Origin of the sequence: Nocardia canadensis (assembly GCF_032656385.1) — a bacterium.
Classification (GTDB): Bacteria; Actinomycetota; Actinomycetes; order Mycobacteriales; family Mycobacteriaceae; genus Nocardia; species Nocardia canadensis.
In genome coordinates this window covers 1,873,544-1,896,187 of record NZ_JAVCWB010000008.1, presented here as the reverse complement: position 1 = coordinate 1,896,187, position 22,644 = coordinate 1,873,544, and the positions used below count along the sequence as shown (strand labels likewise).

Sequence of the window (22,644 nt, the reverse complement as noted above, 5' to 3'; positions counted from 1 at the left end):
CGTCTGCGCCGAGGTCGTCAGCGCACCGACCAGACGACCCGCTGTGCCGCGGCCTCGATGGCGTCCTCGCTCAGCAGGACCGTGTCCGCCGCCGGGCCGAGTGGAACGAAGCTGTCCGCGCTGGTGACGCGGGCGAGCGTGCCCTGGAATCCCGCGTCGACGAGGGCCGCGAACACCGATTCCGACACCCCGCCGCTGCGGCGGGTCTCGTCGGCGACGAGCACGCGTCCGCTCGCCTCGGCGTGGTGGAGTAGGTCGGCGACCGGGAGCGGATTGAGCCAGCGCAGATCCAGGACCCGCACCCGGATCCCCTGCGCGGCCAGCCGATCCGCGGTACGGAGGCTCATCGGCACCCCGTTGCCGAAGGTGACCAGGGTGAGATCGGTGCCTTCCCCGTAGCCGCGGGCGCGGCCGATCGGGACATGGTCGGATGTCGGTGCGGCGAGCCAGGATTCGTCGCCGGGATGCAGATCTCGGGTGTGGTACAGCGCGATCGGCTCGACGAACAGGCATACGCGGCCGTCGACCCTGGCGGCGGCGACACAGGTCCGCAGCATCGCCGCCGCGTCGTCGGCGCGGGCGGGTACGGCCAGCACGACGCCGGGGATGTCCCGCAGCGCCGCCAGGGAATCGTCGTTGTGGAAGTGGCCGCCGAAGCCCTTCTGATAGGCGAGCCCCGCGATCCGTACCACCATCGGATTGCGGTACTGCCCCTTCGAGAAGAACGACAGCGTCGCCGCCTCACCCCGGATCTGATCGGCGGCATTGTGAACATAGGCCAGGTACTGGATCTCCGGAATGGGCACGAAGCCCGCCAGCGCGGTGCCCAGCGCGGTCCCGAGGATGCTCTGTTCGTCGAGCAGCGTGTCGAAGACCCGGCGCGCGCCGAACCGTTTGCGCAGCCCCTTGGTGACGCCGTAGACCCCGCCCTTGCGACCGACGTCCTCGCCGAAGACCAGCACGTCGCGATCGCGGGCCAGCAGTTCGCCCAGGGTGTGGTTGATCGATTGGGCCAGCGTCATCGGTGGCACCGGTGAATCGGCGTGGCCCCGCAGCACATCGGCCCGGACCGCGTCGGGGGTGGCGGGCGCCAGCGGCGCGGTGACCGCGCCCGCCGAGCTCAGGCGGGGTTCGCGCACCACCTTCTCGGCCGTCTCCCGCACGAGCCCGCCGATGCGGTCGTAGCGGGCCAGCAGGTCGGCGGTGTCGGCGATCCCGGCGGACACCAGGTAGCGGGCGGTGCCGAGCAGCGGATCGCGGGCCAGGTCGGCGGCGATCTCGGCCGGGCCGCGATAGGCCGCCTCGACATCGGAACCCGCGTGCCCGCCCAGCCGCACCGTGCGCAGGTGCAGGAAGACCGGCACCCGCCAGGTCCGCGCGAGATGCACCGCGTCGTCGGCGGCACCGAGGACGTCGGGCAGCTCGCAGCCGTCGGCGGCGAGGTAGGTCAGGCCCGGCCGGGGACCGTAGTCGCGTTCGATCCAGTCCGGCGGTGTCGGCACGCTGATGCCCAGACCGTTGTCCTCGCAGACGAACACGATCGGCATCGGCACGCCCTGGTGCGACGCGTGCACGGCGGCGTTGATCGCCCCCGCCGCGGTGGAATGGTTGGCCGAGGCGTCACCGAAACTGCACACCACCACCGCGTCGGCCGGCCACGGGCACGCCACCTCCCCGCGCGCGGCCCGATCCAGCGCGAAGGCCAGACCGACGGCGCGCGGTAGGTGCGAGGCGATCGTCGAGGTCTGCGGGATGATCGCGGCCTGCTTGCTGCCGAAGACCTTGTGCCGGCCACCGGAGATGGGATCGGCGGCCGCGGCGACGACACCGAGCAGCACGTCCCGGATCGGGTCGAGGCCGATCACCCGGCGGCACCGCTGCACGAAGAAGGCGCCGGAGCGGTAGTGCAGCAGGGCGGGGTCGTCGACGCGCAGAGCCGCCGCCACCGCCGCGTTGCCCTCGTGTCCCGAGGATCCGATGCTGTAATACCCCTGCCGGGCGGCGCCGAGCCGGCGCGCGGTCAGGTCGAGATGCCTGCTGGTGACCTGGGATTCGAAGATCTCGATCCCGACGGCCGCGTCGATCGCCGGCGGCCCGTCGGTGCGCAGCGGGACCGTCAGCTCCGTGAGGGCGGTACGGAATGCCGCGTCGAGGTCGACCGGCCCGCTCATGGTCGAACCCGACCCGAAGCGGCGACTCCACGAATCTCGCGCATCGTCAGCACTCCTCGCTCGAGTCGAGTCGACGTCCGTTCCGCCGGCCTGCCCAGGACTCCGATGCTAGGCGCTCCGGTGGTCGAACCAGGGCGTTCACGCGAGGTCGACCGGTGGATGTCGTGGTCGCGGCACCAGCACCTGCCGTCGGTGTCGTCGAACGGGCTCGGCTCGGCGATCGGGCCGCCTGAGCGGGCGCTACTGCTCGGCAGGCGGCGGTGTCTGCTCGCGGGGGACGACCCACAGGGCCTCCGCGAGGGCGCAGAGGTCGCCGTCGCGGGTGGAAAGGGCAACGCCCACCGTGTGTTTGCGGCCCTCGCTGCGGATCGCCCAGGCGTGGGTGATGTACTCCGCCCCTGCCGGGACCGGCCGGAATCGGGTGGCGGTGAGGGCCGCGGTGACCGCGCCGCGGGCCATCTTCTGGAACGTCCAGGCGGCGATGCCGCCGGGGCAGTCGAGAGCGGACCAGACGATCTCCGGTGGCAGTTCGCCGGAGTCGTCGGCGAGGCTCAGGTCGGGTGTCCACGCGGCGGCGACCATCGGCCGGTCCGGGACCGGCCAGGGGAACAGACGCAGACCGTGGCCGGGGGAGCACTCCACACCACAGCCGAAGCAGTCGGTGACCGGGCGGTGCGGGCTCGCGAGCGCGGCGTCGGCCGCGCGCTTGGCCGCCGACCAGGACGGGCCGGGCGGCGCGGTGATGTCGAGAGTGGCGGGAGCGGCCTGAGCCAGGACGGCACCGGCGGCGTCGGTCAGGATCGCGTGTCCCGGTTCGGCGGTGGGCAGGGCGATCGGCGTCTCGATCGGGACCGCGCGGCGGAAATCGACGCGCACGGTATCGGCGCCGGAGCGGCGGGCCAGCAGTCCGGCGACGTAACCGCCGAACGCCACCTGCGGATAGCCGTGCACATGGGCCGGAATCGTCACCGTCTCGGTCTGGATCATGCTGATGGTCACCCTTTCGGCCGTGGAACACCCCCGACGATATCGATGTGTCGTCGGCGCCGGCAGGCAGGGTGCGCACGCGAAAGGGCCGGGCCCAGCGGGACCCGGCCCTTCGGCGACGCGATTACTCCTCGTCGAGGAGCAGGTCGGCGGCGGCGGCCTCGTCGACGACCCAGGTGGTCGATTCGATGCCGACCGCGCCGGCCGACGGGACGTCGTCGGGGGAGGCCCCGTTGACGGCGGCGGCGACCGCGGCGGCCTTACCGACCCCGCTGACCACCAGCATGACGTGGCGGGAGCGATGGATCGCCGGCAACGTCAGCGAGACCCGGGTGGGCGGCGGCTTCGGGCAGTCGTGAACCGCCACAACGTAATCCGTGGTCTCCCTGATCGCCGGGGAATGCGGGAACAGCGAGTTGATGTGCCCCTCGGGACCCATGCCGAGCACGGTCAGGTCGAACTCGCCGCGCTCGTCGAGCTCGGTGTGCACGATCTGCGCGTATGCGGCCGCCGCGGCCTCCGGGGAGCCGTAGGTCCCGTCGGACGGGGCGATCGGGAACACGTGCGCGGGGTTCAGCGGGACGAAGTCGAGCAGCGCCTGCCTGGCCTGCAGCTCGTTGCGGTCCGGGTCGCCGTCGGGCACGAAACGCTCGTCGCCCCAGTAGACGTAGAGGGCCGACCAGTCGATGTCGCCCGGGTTCTGCCGGACCCGCTCCAGCAGCCGGATGCCGTCGCTGCCGCCGGTGAGCGCCACCGAGGCGGTGCCGCGCTCGGCCTGGGCGGCGACGATCACGTCGACGAAGCGCTCGGCCGCGGCATCGGCCAAACCGTCGGGGTCGTCGTGGACTTCGATGGTGTTGGCGGGGAATTCGGCGCCGAGCTCGTCGTGCACGTCGATGTGGTCACTCATAGGTCACCTTCTCGATTCCGGCGAGCGCCTCGGCGTAGATCTCGTCGGCGTCGAGCCGGCGCAGTTCCTCGGCGAGGCAGTCGCGAGTTTCCCGGCGCGCCAGCGCGATGCGCTGGTCGGGTTCACCGGTGCGGGTCAGCGTGGCGGTCCTTCCTAGTTGCGGTCGGCTGATGGCGATCGAATCCGTGCCGCGGTGCAGTTCCACCCGCAGCTCACCCGTCTTGCGGACGACGGGACAGTTCAGTCGCGCGGCCAGCCAGCCCGCCAGGGTGTCCAGCGCGGGCTCACTGGCCAGGCCCGACACGGTCACCGAGGTGACCGGTTCGAACGGCGGCTCGTCGAGCGCGGCGGCCAGCAGCGCCCGCCAGTAGGTGATCCGGCTCCACGCCAGATCGGTGTCGCCCACCGCGTAGGAGTAGCGGCGTTTCTTGATCGCGGCCTGCGGATCGGGCGCGAAGGTGGCGTCGGTGATCCGGCGCTTGGCCAGCTTGCCCACCGAGTCCATCGACGGGAACTCCGGCGCGCCGCGCGGCCACCACGCCACCACCGGGGTGTCGGGCAGCAGGAACGGGGTGACGACGCTGCTCTCGTGGTTCACCAGCGGACCCTGCAGCCGCAGCACGATCACCTCGGCCGCGCCGGCGTCGCCGCCGACCCGGATCTGGGCGTCGAGGCGGGTGTCGGCGTCGCGGTCACCGCGGGCCAGCACGATCACCCGGCAGGGGTGCTCGCGGCTGGCGTCGTTGGCGGCGTCGATCGCGTCCTCGGCCTCGGAGGAGTCCAGGGTGCAGACCACCAGGGTGAGCACCCGGCCCTGGGTGATGACGCCGTTGGTCTCGCGCAGCTGCACCATCTTCTTGGCCACATCGACCGTGGTGGTGTCGGGCATGTCGACGATCACGGGCGCCGCCACTCCCGCCCGCTGCGCGCGAGCATCTCCTCGGCCGAGACCGGACCCCAGGTGCCGGCCTCGTAGGGTTCGGGCTTGCCCTCGGCGGCCCAGTGCGCGAGCACCGGATCGAGGATGCGCCAGGACAATTCGACCTCCGCGTTGACCGGGAACAGCGAGGGCACACCGAGCAGCACGTCCAGGATCAGCCGCTCGTAGGCCTCGGGGGAGGATTCGGTGAACGCCTCGCCGTAGCTGAAGTCCATGTTCACGTCGCGCACTTCCATGCCCGAGCCCGGCACCTTGGAACCGAAGCGCAGGGTGATGCCCTCGTCCGGCTGCACCCGGATGACCAGCGCGTTCTGGCCGAGCTCCTCGGTCATCGTCTGGTCGAAGGGCAGGTGCGGGGCGCGCTTGAAGATCACCGCGATCTCGGTGACCCTGCGGCCCAGGCGTTTTCCGGTGCGCAGATAGAACGGGACACCGGCCCAGCGGCGGTTCTCCACGTGCAGGGTGATCGCGGCGTAGGTCTCGGTCCGCGACTGCGGATCGAAACCCTCTTCCTCGTGCAGGCCGACCACGTGCTCGCTGCCCTGCCACCCCTCGGTGTACTGGCCGCGCGCGGTCGTCTCGTCCAGCGGCTCGACGAGTTTGGTGGCCGAGAGCGCCTTGATCTTCTCGGTGGTCAGCTGCTGGGGCTCGAAGGAGGTGGGTTCCTCCATCGCGGTGAGCGCCAGCAGCTGCAGCAGATGGTTCTGGATGACGTCACGGGCGGCGCCGATGCCGTCGTAGTACCCGGCGCGTCCACCCAGGCCGATGTCCTCGGCCATGGTGATCTGCACGCTGTCGACGTAGTTGGCGTTCCAGAGCGGCTCGAACAATTCGTTGGCGAAGCGCAGCGCCAGGATGTTCTGCACCGTCTCCTTGCCGAGATAGTGGTCGATGCGGAAGACCTGCTCCTCCGGGAACACCCGGTTGACCAGCGCGTTGAGTTCCTTGGCGCTGGCCAGGTCGTGGCCGAAGGGCTTCTCGATCACCACCCGGCGCCACGGCAGGTAGCCGTCGGCGTCGGTGCCGGCGGGCTGGGCGAGCTTGTGCTCGGAGAGCTGGTCGAGCACCACCGGGAACATGTTCGGTGGGATCGACAGGTAGAAGGCGTAGTTGCCGCCGGTGCCGCGGGTGGCGTCCAGGGTGCGCAGGGTGTCGGCGAGCGTCGCGAAGGCGGCGTCGTCGTCGAAACTGCCCTGGACGAACCGCAGCCCCTCCGCCAGGTGGTCCCAGACCTCCTGGCGGAAGGGGGTGCGCGCGTGCTGTTTCACCGCGTCGAGGACGACGGCGGCGAAGTCTTCGTCGGCGTAGTCGCGCCGGGCGAAGCCGACCAGGGCGAACCCGGGCGGCAACAGGCCCTGGTTCGCGAGGTCGTAGATGGCCGGCATCAGCTTCTTGCGGGACAGATCTCCGGTGACACCGAAGATCACCATGCAGCAGGGGCCCGCGATGAAGGGAACCCGTTTGTCTCGTTCGTCGCGCAGCGGGTTATGCCACAGCCCCGCCTGATCCGTCGATGCTGTGCCGGCCATCGGGTCAGTTGCCCCCCGCCGCCGCGGAGTTCAGCTCGCCGGTGGTGGCTTCCAGCAGTTCGTTCCAGGCCGCCTCGAACTTGTCGACGCCCTCGCGCTCGAGCAGGGCGAACACGTCGTCGAGGTCGATGCCGACCGCGCTCAGGTCGGCGAAGACCTGCGCGGCCTCCACGGCCAGACCGCTGAGGGTGTCGCCGCGCACCTCGCCGTGATCGGCGAAGGCCTGCAACGTCTTCTCCGGCAGCGTGTTCACGGTGTTCGGGCCGACCAGCTCGGTGACGTAGAGGGTGTCCGAGTAGTCCGGGTTCTTCACGCCGGTCGAAGCCCACAGCGGCCGCTGCCGGTTGGCGCCCTGCGCGGCCAGGTGGTTGTAGGTGGAGGTGTGCGCCCCACCGTCGAACACGTCCTGGTACTCGGCGTAGGCGAGCCGGGCGTTCGCGACGCCGGCCTTGCCGCGCAGCGCCAGGGCCTCGGGGGTGCCGATGGCCTCCAGCCGCTTGTCGATCTCGGTGTCCACGCGCGAGACGAAGAACGAAGCGACGGAATGGATCTTGGCCAGGTCGTGGCCGCCGATCTTGGCGTTGCGCAGGCCGTCGAGGTAGGCGCCCATCACCGCGCGGTAGCGCGGCACCGAGAAGATCAGCGTCACGTTGACGCTGATGCCCTCGCCGATCACCGCGGTGATGGCGGGCAGGCCCGCCTCGGTGGCCGGGATCTTGATGAACAGGTTCTTGCGGTCGACGATCTTCCACAGCTCGATGGCCTGGGCGACGGTCTTGTCCGCGTCGAAGGCGAAGCGCGGGTCGACCTCGATCGACACCCGACCGTCGACACCGTTGCTGGCCTCGAACACCGGGGCGAGCACGTCGCAGGCGGCGCGCACGTCGTCGGTGGTCATGGTGCGGATCGCGGCGTCGGCGTCGGCGCCCTGAGCGGCCAGCTCTTTCAGCTGACCGTCGTAGTCGTGGCCCTGGCTCAGCGCGGCCTGGAAGATGCTCGGGTTCGTGGTGACACCGACGACGCTGCGGGTCGCGATCAGGTCGGCGAGATTGCCGGACTTGATCCGATCACGGGACAGGTCGTCGAGCCACACCGAGACCCCCGCGGCCGAGAGCGCGGCGAGATTCTCGTTCTGTGCCATTGGTTTTACCCCTTCACCTTGTCGGTCGAACGCAGCGCGGCGGCGACGACGGCATCGGCGGTGATACCGAACTCGGAGTACAGCTTCTTGAAGTTGGCGGAGGCGCCGAAGTGCTCGATCCCGACGACCTCACCCGCGTCGCCGACGAACCGGTGCCACGGCATCGCGATACCGGCCTCGACGGCCACCCGGGCGCGCACCGAGGGCGGCAGCACCTCGTCGCGGTACCCCTGCTCCTGCGCGTCGAACCATTCCACGCACGGCATCGAGACCACACGGGTCGGGATGCCCTGCTCCTCCAGCGTAGTGCGCGCGGCGACGGCGAGCTGGAGCTCGGAACCGGTGCCGATCAGGATGACCTGCGGGGTGCCGGTGGAGGCCTCGGCCAGGATGTAGCCGCCCTTCTTGACACCCTCGTAGCTGGTGCCGGCCAGGGTCGGGACGTCCTGACGGGTCAGCGCCAGCGCGGACGGGCCGTCCTGGTGCGGCGCGTCGTAGGTCGCGAAGTGCGAGGTGTGCTCGTCGGAGTCGCGCTCGAGGATGGTGCGCCAGGCGTGCACGGTCTCGTTGGCGTCGCCGGGCCGGACCACGTTGAGGCCGGGAATCGCGCGCAGCGCGGCCAGGTGCTCGATCGGCTGGTGGGTGGGGCCGTCCTCGCCGAGACCGATGGAGTCGTGGGTCCAGACGTAGATGGCGGGCACCCGCATCAGCGCGGCCAGGCGCACGGCCGGGCGCATGTAGTCGGAGAACACCAGGAAGGTGCCGCCGTAGGGGCGGGTCGGGCCGTGCAGCGCGATGCCGTTGAGGATCGAGCCCATCGCGTGCTCACGGATACCGAAGTGCAGGGTGCGGCCGTAGGGCTGCGCCTTCCACATGCCGGTCGAGATCGACTCCGGACCGAAGCTCGGCTGGTTGGGCATGGTGGTGTTGTTGGACTCGGCCAGGTCGGCCGAACCGCCCCACAGCTCCGGCAGCTCGTCGGCGACGGCGGCGAGGAACTTGCCCGACGCCTTGCGGGTGGCCATGCCCTTCGGGTCGGTCTCGAAGGTCGGCAGCGCCTCGACCCAGCCCTGGGGCAGCGCACGGGCCTGCAGGCGGTCGAACAGCGACTTGTTCGACGGGTTGGCCTCGGCCCACGCGTCGAAGCTCTGCTGCCACTTCGCCTTCGCCTCGGCGCCGCGGCCGAGGGCCGCACGGGTGTGCTCGATGACGGCCGGGTCGACGTCGAAGGACTTCTCGGGATCGAAGCCGAGCGCCTTCTTCACGGCGGCGACCTCGTCGGGGCCCAGCGCCGCGCCGTGCACGCCACCGGTGTTCATCTTGTTCGGCGCGGGGAAGCCGATGATGGTGCGCAGGATGATGATCGACGGCTTGCCGGTCTCGGCCTTGGCCGCCGCGATGGCCGCCTCGATCGCCACGACGTCCTCGCCGCCCTCGACGATCTGCACGTGCCAGCCGTAGGCCTCGTAGCGCTTGGCGACGTCCTCGGTGAAGGCGATGTCGGTGTCGTCCTCGATGGAGATCTCGTTGTCGTCGTAGATCACCACGAGGTTGCCCAGCTGCTGGGTGCCCGCGATCGAGGAGGCCTCGGCGGTGACGCCCTCCTGCAGGTCGCCGTCGGAGGCGATGGTGTAGATGAAGTGGTCGAACGGGCTGGTGCCCGGCGCGGCCTCGGGATCGAACAGGCCACGCTCACGGCGGGCGGCCATCGCCATGCCGACCGCGGAGGCCAGACCCTGCCCCAGCGGGCCGGTGGTGATCTCGACGCCGTCGGTGTGGCGGAACTCGGGGTGGCCCGGGGTCAGCGAGCCCCACTGGCGCAGGTTCTCGAGGTCGGTCAGCTCCAGGCCGAAACCGGCCAGGTACAGCTGCACGTAGAGGGTGAGGCTGGAATGCCCACAGGAGAGCACGAACCGGTCGCGGCCCACCCAGCGCGGCTCGGCCGGGTCGTGGCGCATGGTGCGCTGGAAGAGCGTGTAGGCGACCGGCGCGAGACTCATCGCGGTACCGGGGTGCCCGTTGCCCGCCTTCTGCACCGCGTCGGCGGCGAGCACGCGGGCGGTGTCGACGGCCTTGGTGTCGAGGTCCGTCCAGTCGCTGGGGTAGTTCCGCTGAGTGAGGGCGCGAATGTCGTCTGTGACTGACACGACCGTGGTTCTCCTGACCTAGGTTTCGTCGACGGCGATACATGGCAGCGGCGATGGGTGTCTGATGCGGATCGCACGCGGCCGGGGGTGCGTACCGATGTACATCCATACCCTAGTGGTGGTGCTCGGTGGGACCGGCGCGAACCCTGGTTGTGAGTCTAGTGCCGACCCGGGCGTCGTCTCCCGGTGTGGGCGGCATCGATCGGCGCGCCGGACGGTGGCGTGTCCGCGGTGCCGTTCACCTGCATGTCGATGCCGGTTCACCACCGGGTGGGGCCGCCGCGAGGCCATCGACGGCGCAGTGACCGCGCCCACGGTGGCGGGGCCCTGGCGTGGAGCGGCACCGGCGTGGGTCTACCATCGTCTGTAGTAGTGGCCGCGCCGCAGCCGCGCGCTGCTCGTTCCAATGCCGGATGCGAAGCACAGCGTGCGAGGAGAAACAGTGCGGATCGATCCCCAGCCGGGTAGTAGCGGTGCGCACAATTCCTCGACGGCACTGGCCGATCGCCTCACCGGAGACGGTCTCGTCTCCAAGGTACTGCGCAAGCCGCTGGCCTACATCGCGCTCACCAAGCCGCGCGTCATCGAGCTGTTGCTGGTCGCCACCATCCCGACCATGCTGCTGGCCGATCGCGGCACCGTCGACATCCGGCTGATCCTGGTCACCCTGTTCGGTGGCTGGATGGGCGCGGCCAGCGCCAACACCCTCAACTGCGTCGCCGACGCCGACATCGACAAGGTGATGAAGCGGACCGCGCGGCGCCCGCTGGCCCGCGATGCGGTGCCGACCAGGCACGCGCTCGTCTTCGGTGTGGCCCTGGGCGCGATCTCGTTCGCGTGGCTGTGGTGGCAGGCCAACCTGCTCAGCGGCGTACTGGTCGTCGCGACGATCCTGTTCTACGTCTTCGTCTACACCAAGGGCCTCAAGCGCCGGACCTCGCAGAACGTGGTCTGGGGCGGCGCCGCGGGCTGCATGCCCGCGCTGGTCGGCTGGTCCGCGGTCACGGGCACCATCGGCTGGCCCGCGATCGTGCTGTTCGCCGTCATCTTCTTCTGGACGCCGCCGCACACCTGGGCGCTGGCGATGCGCTACAAGGAGGACTACCGCGCGGCGGGCGTGCCGATGCTGCCGGTGGTCGCGACCGAGCAGGTCGTCACCAAGCAGATCGTCATCTACACCTGGCTGACCGTGCTGGCCACGCTCGCCCTGGTCCCGGCGACCGGTGTCATCTACGCCGCCGTCGCGCTGGTCGCGGGCGCTTGGTTCCTGCTGATGGCGCACCAGCTCTACGCCGGGGTGCGCCGCGGCGAGTCGGTGAAGCCGCTGCGGCTGTTCCTGCAGTCGAACAACTACCTGGCCGTGGTGTTCTGTGGTCTGGCCGTGGACTCGGTGCTCGGCTGGGACACGGTGGGCTCGTTCATCGGGCTGTAGCTCTCTCGGACCAACGGCGGCCGGGCAGTGACTGCCCGGCCGCCGTCGTTGTCGGTCCACCTCGGGCTCACCAGCGGCGGGCGAGATGTCCGTCCGGGCGGATCAGCACCGACGTGCCGGGGGCGGATCTCGACCGTGCGCACGGGGCACGTGCGGAGGGAGGCGCTGTTCGCCGCGAGCCCGGACGGCGGCGGTGTGCCCGCGGCCTCGGTCGTCGGCGCGAAACGCAGCAGCGTGCCCGTGGCGTCCGCGAGCGGTGCGTCCGGCGCGCGATCGCCTGCGACGAGCGGACCCCGGTCGGTGGGGGAGCGGTAGGAGATGCCGAGCTGGCGGGTCTCGGGGCCGCGGCGCATCGCGTCCTCGTCGCCGTCGACCAGCTTGTCCAGCAGCTCGGTGCTCAGGCCGCGGACCCGGGCCGCGACGGTGCGGCGTTCCGGCTCGTAGGTGTCGAGCGGGGCCGGGTCGCCCGCCAGCGCCGCCGCCAGTTTCCAGCCGAGGTTGTCGGCGTCCTGGACCCCGGTATCGAGGCCTTGGCCGCCGGTCGGCGGGTGGACGTGGGCGGCGTCGCCCGCGAGCAGGATCCGGCCGTCGCGCAACCGCGCGGCGAGGCGGATGTCGGTGCGCCACACCGTGACCCAGGACAGATCGGTCAGGGTCAGGCTCAGCGCGGGCGCGTTCCGGTCGGCCAGCTCCTGGGCCGTGTGCCTAGGGCAGCAGGACCAGCGAACCCGTGGTCTTGCGGGCGGCGAGATCCCGATGGGCCTGGGCCGCGTCCGCGAGGGGGTAGGTCGCGCCGATGCGGAAGGTCAGCGTGCCCGCCGCGATGGCGTCGAAGACATCCGTTGCGCGCCACAGCAATTCGGTGCGGGTACGGGTGTAAGCGCCCAGGGACGGACGGGTCAGCCACAGGGAACCGGCGGGATTGAGGCGCTGCGGGTCGAACGGCGGGACCGCGCCGCTGGCCGCGCCGAACAGGGCCAGCGTGCCCCGTACCCGCAGCGATGCGAGGCCGGCTTCGAACGTGCTCGCGCCGACGCCGTCGTAGACCGCGGCGACGCCCTCGCCGTCGGTGAGTTCGCGGACCCGCGCGGCCAGGTCGTCGCCGTAGCGCAGGACCTCGGCGGCACCCGCCTCGCGGGACAGCTTCTCCTTGTCGTCGGTGGAGACGGTGGTGATCACCCGCGCGCCCTTGGCGGCGGCCATCTGGGTGAGCAGCAGGCCCACCCCGCCCGCGCCCGCGTGGATCAGCACCGGGTCGCCCGGCTCGGGCCGGAACACCGATTCCACCAGGTAGTGGGCGGTCATGCCCTGCAGCAGCGCGGCGGCCGCCACGGTCGTGTCGACGCCGTCGGGTACCCGCACCGCCACCGCCGCGTCGACGGCGACCCGGTCCGCGTAGCTGCCCGGCGCCGCGGCCCAGGCGACCCGGTCGCCCACCGCGAACTCGGTGACCTCCGCGCCGACCGCCGTCACGACACCGGTGCCCTCCGAGCCCGGGATATAGGGCGTGGCCTGCGGGTACTGGCCGGTGCGGAAGTAGATGTCGATGTAGTTGACGCCGACACCCCGGGTATCGACCAGCAGCTGACCGGGCCCGATCTGCGGATCAGCCACCTCGACGTACCGCAGAACCTCGGGACCACCGTGCTCGGAAACCTGAATCGCGCGCATGAGTCTCCTTTGTACACCCCGTGTTCGACGCCACTCGGGGGTGGACTCGCGACTACCGGCCGGTAAACTCTCGGCCATGAGTGCTACCACCGCCGCCCCGGTCGCCGTGAAGGTGCCTGCCGAGGTCGAGAAGTCCGTGGCCGAGTTCGTCGCCGAGCACGGCGGTTCGGGCACGGCCGTGCTGCAGTACCTCGGCGAGCAGGGCGTGCGCATCACGCTGGTCGGCGCCGACGGCATCCTCGGTGACCGGGTGGTGGCCGACCTGGCGACCGCGAAGGCCCTCGTCGAGCGGGTCGACGGGCTCACCGCGACCGACGAGTGGAACCGCGAGCTGGTCTCCGTGGTGACGCCGACCGCGTCGCACTGGAAGAAGATGGCGGGCTGGGTCGCCCATCAGACCAAGTTCCCCAAGGCGCGCAACTGGAAGCTGTTCGCCGGCGCCTGAGCCCGGCACGAACGCACGACAGCCCGCGATCCTCGGATCGCGGGCTGTCGTCGTCGTGGGAGGTCAGTGCGCGGCGGCCGGGGACACCGCGGCGGGTGCGTCCACCGTCTCGCGGATTCGCAGCGCGGCCCACAGCGCGGCGGTGGCCGCGGTGCACGCGGCCGCGCCACCGACGTGGAGGGCGACCAGCGCGGCGGGAACGTCGGTGAAGTACTGGACGATGCCGACGAGGGACTGCGACAGCACCAGGCCGAGCAGCACGTACAGGCGGGTGCGGATCGCCGGGGTGATGCCGACGGCGAACAGGCCGAAGGCCAGGCCGATCAGCAGCGCCAGATAGCCGACGAGCAGCTGCGAGTGCAGGTGCACCAGCGTGACGATCTCGACTTCGAGCCGGGCGACCGGCCGCTCGATGCTCTTGTCACCCGCGTGCGGGCCCGCCGCGGTGACCAGGGTGCCCGCGATCAGCACGCCGGCGAGGGCGACGCCGCTCAGCGCGGTGAGCCAGCGCAGGGGAGTGGGGACCTGGACGGTGTCGATGCCGTCGTCGGGCTGGCCGATCTTGGCGTACAGCACCACCGCCAGCCACACCATCACCATCGAGGCCAGCAGGTGCACGGCCACGGTCCACCACAGCAGGCCGGTCCGCACGGTGATCCCGCCGATGATCGCCTGCACGACGGTGCCACCGGGCATCAGCCACGCGTAGACGAGGACCTCGCGCCGCCGCCGCGCCCTGACCACGGCGAGCACGATCAGCGCGGCGCACAGCGTCACCGCGAAGGTGAGCATCCGGTTGCCGAATTCGACGGTCTGGTGCAGGACCGGCACCTCCGACACCCCCACCGGGGTGAAGCTGCCGGGGAAGCACTGCGGCCAGGTCGGGCAGCCCAGGCCCGAGGCGGTGACGCGCACGACGGCGCCGGTCACCGAGATTCCGGCCTGACTGAGGATCACCGCGAGCGCGAGGAGCCGCTGCACCCGCAGCGAGGGGAGCGGCAGCCGGTCGACGAGGCCAACGAAGGCGCGATACAGCACGTCACGATGGTACTGGCCGCGAAATCCCGACCGATACCAGGGCTACTACAGTGCGTCGTTGATCACTCAGCTGAACCGGAACAGGCGGGTCGCGAGCCAGCCGCACACCACGCCCCACACGGCGAGCACCGCGACTCCGAACCAGTCGACCACGCCCGTCAGCGCCGACTCCAGCGCGAACGCCAGCGCGCCGGAGGGCACCAACCGCACGAGCACCGTGAGCACATCGGGCAGCGAGTCGCCGACGAGCACCAGGCTGGCGACGCCGAGCATGATGAACCAGAGGATGTTGGCCAGCGCCAGCACGACCTCGGCCTTGAGCGTCCCGCCCAGCAGCAGGCCCATCGCGGCGAAGGTCGCGGTGCCGAGCGCGATCACCAGTGCGCCGAGCGCCAGGCCGCCGATGCCCGGTCGCCAGCCCAGGGCGACGCCGATCGCGCCGAGCAGGATCGCCTGCAACACCACGACGATCAGCACCGCCGCGCACTTGCCCGCGATCACGCCCCAGCGGGGCAGCGGGGTCGCGCCCAGCCGCTTGAGCGCGCCGTAGCGCCGGTCGAAGCCGACGGCGATGGCCTGGCCGGTGAACGCGGTCGACATCACCGCGGTCATCATGACCATCGGCACCACCTTGTCGACCCGGTGCTCGCCGAGCTCGCCGAACGGCAGCAGCGTGAGGCCGATCAGCAGCGTGATCGGGATGAACATGGTGAGCAGCAGCTGTTCGCCGTTGCGCAGCAGCAGCTTCAGTTCGAGGCCGGTCTGCGCGAGGAGCATCGCGCGCCGGGCGGCCGGGCGCGGGGCGGGGGCGAAGGTGCCGGGCCGGAATCGGCCGGTGGTCTCGGTCATCCGCGCAGGTCCCGTCCGGTCAGTTCGAGGAAGACGTCCTCGAGGCGGCGCTGATCGATGCGGATGTCGGTGGCGAGCACGTTCATCCTGGCGCACCAGGCGGTGACGGTCGCCAGCACCTGCGGGTTGATCTCGCCCTCGACCAGGTAGGTGCCGGGTGTCGTCTCCCGGGGCGAGAAGCCTTCCGGCAGAGCCGATTTCAGCAGGCCGATATCGAGTTTCGGTGGCGCGCAGAAGCGCAGCTGGCCGGCGGCGCCGTGCGCGGTGACCTCGGCGGGCGTGCCCTGGGCGACGATCTCGCCGTGGTCGATGATCACCAGCTGGTCGGCGAGCTGCTCGGCCTCGTCCATCATGTGCGTGGTCAGCACGACGCTCACGCCGTCGCGGCGCAGGGCGTCGATCAGCTCCCACACGATCAGGCGCGCCTGGGCGTCCAGACCGGCGGTCGGCTCGTCGAGGAACACGATCTCGGGCCTGCCGACCAGCGCGCAGGCCAACGCCAGCCGCTGCTGCTGGCCGCCGGACAGGCGGCGGTAGGGCGTGCGCCGGTTGTCCTGCAGGCCGAGGGTGGACAGCAGCCAGTCGGGGTCGATCGGGTCGGCGGAGTAGGCGGCGACCAGGTCGAGCATCTCGCCCGCCCGCGCGCCCGGATAGGCGCCGCCGCCCTGGAGCATGACGCCGATGCGCGGGCGCAGCTGCTCGGAATCGGCGAGGGGGTCCAGGCCGAGGACGCGGACCGTGCCCGCGTCGGGACGCACGAAGCCCTCGCACATCTCGACGGTGGTGGTCTTGCCCGCGCCGTTGGGACCGAGCAGCGCGAACACCTGGGCCTGTTCGACATCGAACCGCAGGCCGTCGACCGCGGTGGTCTCGCCGTAGCGCTTGACCACGCCGTCGACGCTAACAGCGGGTCCGGAGCGACTTGTCACGATGTCACACGGTAAGCCGTGCCCTCCTGTGACGGAGCCGACACCCCCGGCTGAGCCCGCCACGGCAGGGAGTGCCGGGTGAGCGCGAAGAACAACGCGAAGCAGACCGCGGCGGCCAGTGCGGCGCCGATGATCTGGAAGACCTGGAACTCCGCGCCGCGCGGCATCACCAGCATCGAGACGACCGCGGAGAACGCGACGGCGGGGACGCGGAACACCGGCTGGGTGGCCCAGGCGGCCAGCGGCACGATCGCCCACAGCAGGTACCAGGGCTGCACCACCGGGAACAGCAGCACGATCGCGCCGAGCGAGACGCCGAGCGCGCCGACCGGATGCAGGCGCCCGGTGCCGGTGGCGACGAGCATGCGCACCGTGATGTAGGCCGCGACCGCCGCCGCGATCGGACGGGTGATCGACAGCAGCGCGGTGGTGTGGTCACCGAGGCCGAGCAGCACGCCGCCGAAGCCGGTGATGATGCCGATGACGGTCGGCAGCGACATCCAGCTGCGCACCGCGCTGGCGGTGTTGAGGGTGAAGATCCAGCCGAAGCCCAGGCCGCTGACCGAACTCACGAACAGTGTTGTCACCCCGGCGATCACGCCGAGCAGCAGCGCGGCCTTGACGACGGCTTTGAGATCGCCGCCCCAGCGGCGGGCGAGTGCCATCCCGACGAAGCCGAGCGCGATGATCGAGGTGAACTTGATCGACGACGACAGCGTGATCACCACCGCGCCACCGATCAGCAGTCCGTAGGCGCGGGCGTCGAACGGCGCGAGTCCGGTCTCGGTCAGCCGGTCGGGTGTGCCGCCTTCCCCGTAGATCGCGCGCAGCATCAGCTCCACACCCGCCAGCATCAGACCGAGCATCAGCGCGTCGTTGTGCACGCCGCCGACCAGGTGGAACAGCACCAGCGGGTTGGCCGCGCCCAGCCACAACGCGCTCACCGGGGCGACACCGCAGCGCACCGACAGCCGCGGCAGCGCCCACACGATCAGGGCGACGCCCGCGAGCGCGAGCAGCCGGTGCACCCACACCCCGGCGATGATGTTGTCCCCGGTCAGTTCCGCGATGCCGCGGCCGATCCAGAGGAACAGTGGGCCGTAGGGCGCGGGGGTGTCGCGCCAGATGGTCGGCACATTGTTGGTCAGGACGTTGTCGATGCCGAGACCGGCGACCGGACCCTCCAGATACGGGTCGATGCCGCGCGCGGCGATCTCGCTCTGCGCCAGATAGGAATAGACGTCGTTGCTGAACATCGGCGGCGCCACGCTGAGCGGGATGATCCACAGCAGCAGCGTGCGGTCCAGCTGCGATCGGGTCAGCCGGTGCACCGGCGACCCGGCCAGGCCGCCGACCGCGAAGCGGCCCAGCAACAGCCACGCCCCGATCACCAGCACGGTGCCGAACATGCACATCGCCAGCGAACCGGTGTGCGCTCGCGCGAAGATGCCGAGCACCCGCATGCCGGAGACGGGGTTCTGGTGGACGGGCTGCGCGCCGATGCCCAGCGCCGCGATCGCCATGAGGACCGCGCCGGTGGCGCCCATCAGGCGGATGCGATCCAGCTGCGCGCGCTCGCGCCGATCGAGCCCGGGCACCTCGTTCTCGTCGCGGTGCAGCACCGCGACGGTGTGATCGGGCGTCGACACATCGAGCCCGAGAGCTCGCCTCCCGAACGCCAGTGTCTTGCGCGCCGCGCCCTCCAGTACCGCCACGGTGAGCGAGCCTAGTGTGACGCGCCGCGACCGGTGGCGCTCCGGTCGGGGCCGCGTCGGCGACCAGCGCGGATCGGGGCGGCTAGCGCGGCGCCGGCGCCTCGGTGCCGGGGGCCGACACCTGGATGGGCACGGCCGGGATGTCGCTGCGCACCGTCAGCGTGGCCGCCACGATGACGGCCACACACGCCACCGCCACCGCACCGAGCGACGCCCACCCGATCCGCCGCGCGGCCTCGGGCGAGCGCGCCGACAGCCATTCGGGCACGAACAGGATGCCCAGCGCGGCCAGCGTGCCCGCGGCCAGTCCGCCGAGGTGACCCCACAGCGAGATGCCGGGCAGCGAGAAGCTGATCAGCACGTTGACGCCGATCACGACCAGCATCGGCGTCGGGCTCTGGCGCAGCCGGATCAGCGTCACGGTGACCGCGCCGAACAGGCCGTACACCGCACCCGAGGCGCCCGCGGTCGCGACGACCGTGTCGGACAGGGCCATCACCGCGGCGGAACCGCCGAGCAGGGAGATCAGGTAGACACAGCCGAACCGCACCCGGCCGAGCACCCGCTCGAGGTCACGGCCGACGACATAGAGCGCGAACATGTTGACCAGCAGGTGGATCGCGCCGTAGTGCAGGAAGCCCGAGCCGAGCAGACGCCACCATTCGCCGTCGGCCACCAGCAGCGGGACCAGCACGAACTCCCGGAACAGCGCCGAGCCGCGATAGTTGTCCATCGGGCTGCCCGCCTGGGCGGCGGTCACGAGATAGACGAGCACGTTGACCGCGATCAGCCCGTAGGTGATATACGGGACCGCGGCGGCCCCGGCCGCGGCGCCGCCGACGGTGCGCACCTGGCGCACGTCGCGTCGGCCCTGGCGCACGCAGTCCACGCAGTGCTGACCGACGGCGGCGGGCTGCAGGCACTCGGGGCAGGCGGGCCTGCCGCACCGGGTGCACGCGAGGCCGGTGGGGCGGTCGGGATGGCGGACACACGTCGGTGCGGGCGGGTTGGACACCTCGTCATCGTGCCACGGCCCCGGCGCCCTGTCGGGCCGACCGCGGCGCGACAGGGCGCCGGGGCGCAACACCGGTATTGCGTAATTCGGCGGGCATCGGAACGGTCGTCGGTGGTGTGCGATGGGTCACCCCGGTGGCGCGGTCCGGCGCGTGCACGTGGTCCGCACCAGCGGTTTTACCCGGCGGTTGCGGTGTCGGACGATCTTCATCGCAGGTCAGGGCACCCTTTGTCAGGTGACCCTTATTAGATTTAGGGAAGCAATTCCGCCACACTGGTGTTGTGAAAACCGTGGGTTTGCGGACAGACGTGGACGGGACCGGTCGTAAGACGACCGGCGCCCGGTCGTCCGCCGGTCCAGCGGCGACCGCGCAGGAAGGGCACACCAGGGCGGCCATCGTCCAGTTGCTGCTCGAAGACGGCCCGATCACCGCGACCGCGATCGGCGCCGCGCTCGGGCTCGCGCCCGCGGGCGTGCGCAGGCATCTCGACGCGCTCATCGACGCCGGACAGGCACGGGCGAGCCGGTCGGCGCCGTGGCAGCAGAAGGGCCGCGGCCGCCCGGCCAAGCAGTACCAGCTGACCGCGGCGGGCCGGGGCAATCTCGGCCACGCCTACGACGATCTGGCCGGCGCGGCGATCCGCCAGCTCGGCGAGATCGGCGGCGAGGCGGCCATCGCCGAGTTCGCGCGCAAGCGGGTCCGCACCATCGTCGACGGCATCGAGCCGGCCGCCGAGCACACGGCCCCCGTCATCGAGGCCAAGGTCGAGGAGATCGCGGAAGCGTTCGCCGAGGCCGGCTTCGCCGCCACCACCCGCCAGGTCGGCGCCGGTGTGCAGATCTGCCAGCACCACTGCCCCGTGGCCCACGTGGCCGAGGAGTTCCCGCAGTTGTGCGACGCCGAACTGGACGCTTTCCGGGACCTGCTCGGCACCCACGTCCAGCGACTTGCGACCATCGCCAACGGCGATTGCGCCTGCACCACCCACGTACCGCTGGTCGCGCTCCCGAAAACAGCTTCCACCCCATCCGCCGCACAGCCCGCGGCGGGACGAACGAACGACTCCGGAAGGAGTGCCGAATGACGACGACCACCGACCAGGTGCAACCGCTGACCCAGGACGAGACCATCGCCTCGCTGGGCAACTACGGTTACGGCTGGGCCGATTCGGATGTGGCCGGTGCCAGCGCGCAACGCGGCCTGTCGGAGGCTGTCGTTCGCGACATCTCGGCCAAGAAGAGCGAGCCGGAGTGGATGCTCGACATCCGCCTCAAGGCCCTGCGCATCTTCGATCGCAAGCCCATGCCGAACTGGGGTTCCAACCTCGACGGCATCGACTTCGACAACATCAAGTACTTCGTGCGCTCGTCGGAGAAGCAGGCCGAGAGCTGGGAAGACCTGCCCGAGGACATCAAGAACACCTACGACAAGCTGGGCATCCCCGAGGCAGAGAAGCAGCGGCTGGTCTCCGGTGTCGCCGCGCAGTACGAGTCCGAGGTCGTCTACCACTCCATCCGCGAGGACCTGGAGAAGCAGGGCGTCATCTTCCTCGACACCGACACCGCGCTCAAGGAGCACCCGGAGATCTTCCAGGAGTACTTCGGCTCGGTGATCCCCGCCGGTGACAACAAGTTCTCCGCGCTCAACACCGCCGTCTGGTCGGGTGGCTCGTTCATCTACGTGCCGCCGGGCGTGCACGTCGACATCCCGCTGCAGGCCTACTTCCGGATCAACACCGAGAACATGGGCCAGTTCGAGCGGACGCTGATCATCGTCGACGAGGACGCCTACGTCCACTACGTCGAGGGTTGTACAGCCCCGATCTACAAGTCCGACTCGCTGCATTCCGCGGTCGTCGAGATCATCGTGAAGAAGGGCGGCCGCTGCCGCTACACGACCATCCAGAACTGGTCGAACAACGTCTACAACCTGGTCACCAAGCGGGCCAAGGCCGAGGCGGGCGCCACCATGGAGTGGGTCGACGGCAACATCGGCTCCAAGGTCACCATGAAGTACCCGGCGGTCTGGATGACCGGCGAGCACGCCCACGGCGAGGTGCTCTCGGTCGCGTTCGCCGGCGTCGGCCAGCACCAGGACACCGGTGCCAAGATGCTGCACCTGGCCCCGCACACCTCCTCGACCATCGTGTCGAAGTCGGTGGCGCGTGGCGGCGGTCGCGCGTCGTACCGCGGTCTGGTCCAGATCAACAAGGGCGCCCACGGCTCGAAGTCGACCGTGAAGTGTGACGCGTTGCTGGTCGACACGATCAGCCGCTCCGACACCTACCCCTACGTCGACATCCGCGAGGACGACGTGACCATGGGCCACGAGGCGACCGTCTCCAAGGTCTCCGAGGATCAGCTGTTCTACCTGATGAGCCGCGGTCTGACCGAGGACGAGGCGATGGCGATGGTGGTGCGCGGCTTCGTCGAGCCCATCGCCAAGGAACTGCCGATGGAATACGCGTTGGAACTGAACCGGCTCATCGAGCTGCAGATGGAAGGGGCCGTTGGCTGATGTCGTCGCTCGAGACGCCGATTCAGAATCCGGGCGCCGGTGCCGCGGTCAACAAGGGCGAGGTCTTCACCTCGTTCGACGTCGACCAGTTCGAGGTGCCGTCGGGCCGTGACGAGGCGTGGCGGTTCACCCCGCTGCGCCGGCTGCGCGGCCTGCACGACGGCACCGCGGTGCGCGACGGTCGGGCCACCGTCGAGGTGAGCGAGGTCGCCGGTTTCACCGTGGAGACGGTGGACCGCACCGACGTCCGCCTCGGCCAGGCCGGTACCCCCGCCGATCGCGTCGCCGCCCAGGCCTACTCGGGCTTCGAGTCGGCGACCGTGATCACCGTCGGCCAGGAGACCGAGGTCTCCGACCCGATCACCGTGACCGTCACCGGTCCCGGCGAGGGCAAGACCGCCTACGGCCACCTGCAGGTGCGCCTGGACAACTTCGCCGTCGCCACGGTGGTCCTCGACCAGCGCGGCAGCGGAACCTACGCCGAGAACGTCGAATTCGTGCTGGGCGACAGCGCCAAGCTGACCGTCGTCGCCGTCCAGGAGTGGGCCGAGGACGCCGTGCACGCCACCGCTCACCACCTGAAGCTGGGCCGCGACGCCACCGTGCGCCACTTCGCCGCCACCCTCGGTGGCGACCTGGTGCGTCTCACCGGCACCGTGCGCTACGCCGGTCCCGGCGGCGAGGCCGAGCTGTTCGGCCTGTACTTCGCCGACGCGGGCCAGCATTTCGAGCAGCGCCTGCTGGTCGACCACGCCGAGCCCAACTGCAAGTCCAACGTGCTGTACAAGGGTGCGCTGCAGGGCGATCCGAAGTCCCCCAAGGGCGATGCCCGCACCGTGTGGGTCGGCGACGTGCTCATCCGCGCGGCCGCCGAGGGCACCGACACCTACGAGGCCAACCGCAACCTGGTGCTCACCGACGGCGCGCGCGCCGACTCGGTGCCGAACCTGGAGATCGAGACCGGTGAGATCGCCGGTGCCGGACACGCCAGTGCCACCGGCCGTTTCGACGACGAGCAGCTGTTCTACCTGCGCTCGCGCGGCATTCCCGAAGACGTCGCCCGCCGTCTGGTGGTGCGTGGCTTCTTCCACGAGATCATCCAGAAGATCACGGTCCCCGAGGTCCGGGAGCGGCTGGAGGCGGCCATCGAGGCCGAGCTCGCCACTGTCGGCATCTGACACCCCTCATACTCCCCACGAAGGAATTC

The 22,644-nt window shown here is 70.7% G+C and carries 19 protein-coding genes; 5 read left to right on the top strand and 14 right to left on the bottom strand.

The features are described 5' to 3' along the window. Nucleotides 1-17: 17 nt before the first annotated feature. From Q7X29_RS22625 to tkt, 7 genes are all read right to left on the bottom strand, one after another. A complete protein-coding gene (locus Q7X29_RS22625) occupies nt 18-2,171 on the bottom strand; it encodes a thiamine pyrophosphate-dependent enzyme (RefSeq protein ID WP_316575304.1) in 2,154 nt (717 codons plus the stop codon). 240 nt (nt 2,172-2,411) lie between these two features. Next, nucleotides 2,412-3,170 carry a PaaI family thioesterase gene (locus Q7X29_RS22620; protein WP_316575303.1) on the bottom strand — a complete coding sequence of 253 codons (759 nt, stop codon included), beginning with the start codon at nt 3,168-3,170 and terminating at the stop codon, nt 2,412-2,414. 112 nt (nt 3,171-3,282) lie between these two features. Then, the gene (gene pgl / locus Q7X29_RS22615; protein ID WP_218718248.1) at nt 3,283-4,068 is read right to left on the bottom strand and encodes a 6-phosphogluconolactonase; all 786 of its coding nucleotides are present in this window, start codon (nt 4,066-4,068) and stop codon (nt 3,283-3,285) included. Beyond that, on the bottom strand, nt 4,061-4,969 hold the full coding sequence (gene opcA / locus Q7X29_RS22610) for a glucose-6-phosphate dehydrogenase assembly protein OpcA (protein WP_218718247.1): 909 nt from the start codon (nt 4,967-4,969) through the stop codon (nt 4,061-4,063). The genes pgl and opcA overlap by 8 nt, the downstream gene beginning before the upstream one ends. Then, on the bottom strand, nt 4,966-6,537 hold the full coding sequence (gene zwf / locus Q7X29_RS22605) for a glucose-6-phosphate dehydrogenase (protein WP_218718246.1): 1,572 nt from the start codon (nt 6,535-6,537) through the stop codon (nt 4,966-4,968). The genes opcA and zwf overlap by 4 nt, the downstream gene beginning before the upstream one ends. Before the next feature lie 4 nt (nt 6,538-6,541). Next, a complete protein-coding gene (tal, locus tag Q7X29_RS22600) occupies nt 6,542-7,678 on the bottom strand; it encodes a transaldolase (RefSeq protein WP_316575302.1) in 1,137 nt (378 codons plus the stop codon). A gap of 5 nt (nt 7,679-7,683) precedes the next feature. Continuing rightward, a complete protein-coding gene (gene tkt / locus Q7X29_RS22595; RefSeq protein ID WP_218718244.1) occupies nt 7,684-9,825 on the bottom strand; it encodes a transketolase in 2,142 nt (713 codons plus the stop codon). 442 nt (nt 9,826-10,267) lie between these two features. On the opposite strand from tkt, the gene Q7X29_RS22590 reads away from it, so the two are divergent. Continuing rightward, the gene (locus Q7X29_RS22590; RefSeq protein WP_218718243.1) at nt 10,268-11,257 is read left to right on the top strand and encodes a heme o synthase; all 990 of its coding nucleotides are present in this window, start codon (nt 10,268-10,270) and stop codon (nt 11,255-11,257) included. On the opposite strand, the gene Q7X29_RS33115 is transcribed toward Q7X29_RS22590, so the two are convergent. Together Q7X29_RS33115 and Q7X29_RS22580 are read right to left on the bottom strand one after the other, a co-directional pair. Beyond that, nucleotides 11,176-11,886: an FAD-dependent monooxygenase gene (locus Q7X29_RS33115; protein WP_394358714.1), complete on the bottom strand. Its 711-nt coding sequence runs from the start codon at nt 11,884-11,886 to the stop codon at nt 11,176-11,178. The two genes, Q7X29_RS22590 and Q7X29_RS33115, sit on opposite strands and share 82 nt — an antisense overlap. Before the next feature lie 76 nt (nt 11,887-11,962). Continuing rightward, a complete protein-coding gene (locus Q7X29_RS22580) occupies nt 11,963-12,928 on the bottom strand; it encodes a quinone oxidoreductase family protein (protein ID WP_316575301.1) in 966 nt (321 codons plus the stop codon). Between the two features lie 76 nt (nt 12,929-13,004). Here Q7X29_RS22580 and Q7X29_RS22575 point away from each other — a divergent pair, with 76 nt between their 5' ends. After that, nucleotides 13,005-13,373: a hypothetical protein gene (locus Q7X29_RS22575; protein ID WP_218718241.1), complete on the top strand. Its 369-nt coding sequence runs from the start codon at nt 13,005-13,007 to the stop codon at nt 13,371-13,373. A gap of 63 nt (nt 13,374-13,436) precedes the next feature. On the opposite strand, the gene Q7X29_RS22570 is transcribed toward Q7X29_RS22575, so the two are convergent. From Q7X29_RS22570 to Q7X29_RS22550, 5 genes are all read right to left on the bottom strand, one after another. Then, nucleotides 13,437-14,411, bottom strand: coding sequence for a COX15/CtaA family protein (locus tag Q7X29_RS22570; RefSeq protein WP_316575300.1), 975 nt, complete (start codon nt 14,409-14,411; stop codon nt 13,437-13,439). 66 nt (nt 14,412-14,477) lie between these two features. After that, nucleotides 14,478-15,260 carry an ABC transporter permease gene (locus tag Q7X29_RS22565; RefSeq protein WP_218718239.1) on the bottom strand — a complete coding sequence of 261 codons (783 nt, stop codon included), beginning with the start codon at nt 15,258-15,260 and terminating at the stop codon, nt 14,478-14,480. Then, the gene (locus Q7X29_RS22560; protein ID WP_218718238.1) at nt 15,257-16,189 is read right to left on the bottom strand and encodes an ABC transporter ATP-binding protein; all 933 of its coding nucleotides are present in this window, start codon (nt 16,187-16,189) and stop codon (nt 15,257-15,259) included. Before Q7X29_RS22560 ends, Q7X29_RS22565 begins: the two co-directional genes overlap by 4 nt. Continuing rightward, entirely contained in the window at nt 16,186-17,904 is a 1,719-nt protein-coding gene (mptB, locus tag Q7X29_RS22555; RefSeq protein WP_218718237.1) for a polyprenol phosphomannose-dependent alpha 1,6 mannosyltransferase MptB, read from the bottom strand. Before mptB ends, Q7X29_RS22560 begins: the two co-directional genes overlap by 4 nt. An 82-nt stretch (nt 17,905-17,986) precedes the next feature. Then, a complete protein-coding gene (locus Q7X29_RS22550) occupies nt 17,987-18,919 on the bottom strand; it encodes a rhomboid family intramembrane serine protease (protein WP_316575299.1) in 933 nt (310 codons plus the stop codon). Between the two features lie 290 nt (nt 18,920-19,209). Here Q7X29_RS22550 and Q7X29_RS22545 point away from each other — a divergent pair, with 290 nt between their 5' ends. Genes Q7X29_RS22545 through sufD form a run of 3 tightly spaced genes read left to right on the top strand, consistent with a single transcriptional unit; the run spans nt 19,210 to nt 22,615 of the window. Next, a complete protein-coding gene (locus Q7X29_RS22545) occupies nt 19,210-20,004 on the top strand; it encodes a helix-turn-helix transcriptional regulator (protein WP_308248463.1) in 795 nt (264 codons plus the stop codon). Next, nucleotides 20,001-21,437: a Fe-S cluster assembly protein SufB gene (sufB, locus tag Q7X29_RS22540; RefSeq protein ID WP_218718234.1), complete on the top strand. Its 1,437-nt coding sequence runs from the start codon at nt 20,001-20,003 to the stop codon at nt 21,435-21,437. The genes Q7X29_RS22545 and sufB overlap by 4 nt, the downstream gene beginning before the upstream one ends. Next, complete coding sequence (gene sufD, locus Q7X29_RS22535) at nt 21,437-22,615, top strand: Fe-S cluster assembly protein SufD (RefSeq protein ID WP_316575298.1); 1,179 nt, start codon at nt 21,437-21,439, stop codon at nt 22,613-22,615. Before sufB ends, sufD begins: the two co-directional genes overlap by 1 nt. The last annotated feature ends 29 nt before the right edge of the window (nt 22,616-22,644 follow it).